The organism is Moraxella sp. CTOTU49097, from assembly GCF_032064105.1.
GTDB lineage: Bacteria > Pseudomonadota > Gammaproteobacteria > Pseudomonadales > Moraxellaceae > Faucicola > Faucicola osloensis_B.
The window spans coordinates 1-3177 of the sequence record NZ_DAMBOA010000044.1 but is presented as its reverse complement, the minus strand read 5'-3'; the positions used below and the strand labels follow the sequence as shown (position 1 = coordinate 3177).

At 43.7% G+C, this 3177-nt stretch carries 3 protein-coding genes; 2 read left to right on the top strand and 1 reads right to left on the bottom strand.

The genetic code is table 11. The features are described from left to right. Nucleotides 1–202: 202 nt before the first annotated feature. Nucleotides 203–2356, bottom strand: a complete 2154-nt coding sequence (locus RT064_RS10930) for an ornithine decarboxylase (protein ID WP_313063392.1) — start codon at nucleotides 2354–2356, stop codon at nucleotides 203–205. 223 nt (nucleotides 2357–2579) lie between these two features. Here RT064_RS10930 and RT064_RS10925 point away from each other — a divergent pair, with 223 nt between their 5' ends. Next, nucleotides 2580–2768, top strand: a complete 189-nt coding sequence (locus tag RT064_RS10925) for a hypothetical protein (protein ID WP_007116099.1) — start codon at nucleotides 2580–2582, stop codon at nucleotides 2766–2768. 26 nt (nucleotides 2769–2794) lie between these two features. Then, nucleotides 2795–2980, top strand: coding sequence for a hypothetical protein (locus RT064_RS10920; RefSeq protein ID WP_313063391.1), 186 nt, complete (start codon nucleotides 2795–2797; stop codon nucleotides 2978–2980). Nucleotides 2981–3177 lie beyond the last annotated feature (197 nt).

Sequence of the window (3177 nt, the reverse complement as noted above, 5' to 3'; positions counted from 1 at the left end):
CATTGTTTGACTGCCTCTTAAAAAATTGAGCCGTCATTATCCAATAATAGATTGATAATGTAAATAATAATGATTATCATTTAATTAGATAGCATCGCACCCATCTACACAGACCAATTTTTGCGCCATTGGTTACTGCTGCAAACGCGCCAAATATAGACCTCAAAGAGAAAGCCTATGAATCAAAAACCGTCAATCAAATTTAGTGAGACTGTTTTAACACATAGGCGTAGGCAATCTTTTTACCTTGGTCGTCATACTCCCAGTACACGCCCTGCACTTCTGGCTCAAAGCCTGGCAAGCGATTAACGCCTTCTTGCAATGCCAAGAAGTAATCAAGCACCGCCCCATCCCACACTTCACCGGGTACAATACAGTAAACCCCTGGTGGATACGGTAGCGCCCCTTCCATGGCGATTCTGCCTTTGATGTCATGCAGCGATACCAGCTCAACCTCATTACGGATAAAGGCGTTATGGGCATCAAATGCACTCATGGCGACTTTTGGGCGATGTTCGCGCTCAAACATTTGTTTTTGTCGTTTGTTGAGCTGATGCTTAGCATAGAAGTTATGCATGAGTTGGCATAGTTCATTGATGGTCAGTTTGCGGTACTGCGGGTATGCCTTAGCCAGTGTCGGTAACACTTGGGTGACGGGGCTGTTTTCGCGGATATGTTTTTCAAAACTGACGATACGGGCGACCAAGTGTTGGAATTTTGCCAAGGTTTCGGCAGGCGTCAGTAAGAATAAAATCGAGTTTAAATCGGCTTTTTCTGGAATGACTGAGCTTTCACGCAGATAATGTGCCAAAATCGCGGCAGGAATCCCTGTGTCCTCATATTCACCGGTTTGCATATCAATGCCTGGCGTGGTCAGTAGCAATTTACACGGGTCGATAAAGTATTGGTCATCGGCATAATGCTGAAAATCATGCCAACGCGCCCCTGCCTCAAAGCGGAAGAAACGAATATCATGGGCAATGGTTTCGGTATCGTAGTCTTGCCATGCTTGCCCATCTACTGTAGGTGGGACAAATGGCAAAATCATGGTACAAGTGTCTAGCAGCATTTTACGTGCTTCGATACCGCCGATGACACACTCATGCCACATGCGCTGACCGGCTTTACCTTCATGCATTTTGGCATTGACATCGAGTGAGGCAAACAACGGGTAAAACGGCGAGGTCGACACGTGCATCATAAACGAGTTGTTAAAGCGTTTATGATTGACATAACGGGCTTGCCCGCTGATATGGTTATCTTTTTTATGGATTTGTGATGCTTGAGAAAAGCCCGCTTGTTGCTTGTGTACCGATTGGGTCACCAAAATTCCAGGATCATTTTCACCCAGCTCAAGTAGCAGTGGCGAGCAATCACGCATCATCGGGATAAACTGCTCATAACCCACCCAAGCACTGTCAAACAAAATATAGTCACACAGATGCCCGATGCGATCTACCACTTGGCGGGCGTTATAAATAGTGCCATCATACGTGCCCAGCTGAATTACCGCCAAGCGAAATGGGCGGGCATCATCGGCTTTATCGGGCGCAACTTCACGAATACGCTCACGGATTTCGGCTTCCTCAAAACAATGGGCAGGAATGCCGCCAATCAAACCATAAGCATTGCGGTCGGTCTCTAAATACACAGGCGTACCACCTGCCATGGTTAAGGCGCCTTGGTACACAGATTTGTGATTGTTACGGTCAAACAGCACCAAATCACCATGCGCCACTAAGGCACCAATCGCAATTTTATTGGAAGAGGAAGTGCCGTTGAGCACAAAGTAGGTTTTATCCGCATTAAAAACTTTCGCCGCATGCGCTTGTGCTTCATACGCTGGGCCTTCATGAATTAGCAAATCGCCAAGACGGACATCGGCATTACAAGAGTCGGCACGAAATAGCGTTTCCCCAAAGTATAAATAAAAGCGTCTGCCAGAAGGATGCTTACGAAAAAACTGTCCGCCTTGGTGCCCAGGACAGTCAAACGCCGCATTGCCATAGTCAGTGTAGTCCATCAAGGCTTGGAAGAAGGGCGGATCGAGCGTGGCGATATAATCCGCCGCTGCCGCATTGACCAATTGTCCGTTATAAAACTTTTGATCATCTGCCAGCTCTAGCACACCATACACATTGGGTAGCCATTCATCAGGCACTACATCACCATATTCAATCGCCACAAATATCGGAATAGCAAACCCCAAATCTTCAATATCTTGATACACACGCGGCAAGTCTGTCATCGTGACCACAATTGCTGCAATATTGGTATAGTCGGTCGATTCAATATCGATGGTACGATAATTAAGATTTAGGGCGTATTCGATGCCATCACTGATGACTACTTTCATAATTATTTTCCTTGCTGCAACCGTGTCAGTTGCCAAAGCGTTTTTTAGACAATTATCTTAACGTAAAAATATGAAAAAGTGAAAAAAAGTGCTTTTGTAGACGCTTATTACAGTGTTTGAAAATAGCCAGTAACATCGCTACTACACATCATTACGTGAATGACGTAAAATAGCTGTTAAGACCTGTTACACTAATGCTAACAATAATAAAAAGGACTCTTTCATGGGCGTAGATAACAGTATTTGGACTACTATTATTATGTATATGATTGCTGCCGTAATCTTAGGCATATTAACATATTTATGGCTAACGTTCCGACTCAAGAAAAAACAGCGCGATGATGCGATTCGTAATCAAACAATGGGAGCTAATCAAAGTATTGATAGCCAGCGCATCGATAATCAGCGTTAACTTAGATTGTCTCACAAGGATCAAGTATGCAAGTAGATAGTCAAATTTGGATGACCATTTTAGGTTTTATCAGTTTATCGATTGTGATTAGCATCGTAACCCATTTTTGGATTCGCTATCACTTAAAAAATAAAGCCGCTAAGCTGCCGCCGCAATCTCATACGACGCGTGCTCACACAACATCTGAGTCGCATGAGAAAAATCACTCATAAGCACGGTGTGAAATTTTTAGACAACACTTTTTAGAAAATGCTGTAATTAAGCGCATTAGTTGGCTAATACGCTTGTCATGCCGCTCTACCAAGTATCATGGGTCACCGTATGATGGGCTAATTGTTAAAAATATAAAAAAACACATAAAAAACAGTTGACGGCAAAAATAAAAATATATATTATACGCTCCACTTCG

Bases quoted from the DNA above. Each gene is read 5' to 3' on its own strand.
- RT064_RS10930 (WP_313063392.1), bottom strand. From the start codon at position 2,356: ATGAAAGTAGTCATCAGTGATGGCATCGAATACGCCCTAAATCTTAAT.
- RT064_RS10925 (WP_007116099.1), top strand. From the start codon at position 2,580: ATGGGCGTAGATAACAGTATTTGGACTACTATTATTATGTATATGATT.
- RT064_RS10920 (WP_313063391.1), top strand. From the start codon at position 2,795: ATGCAAGTAGATAGTCAAATTTGGATGACCATTTTAGGTTTTATCAGT.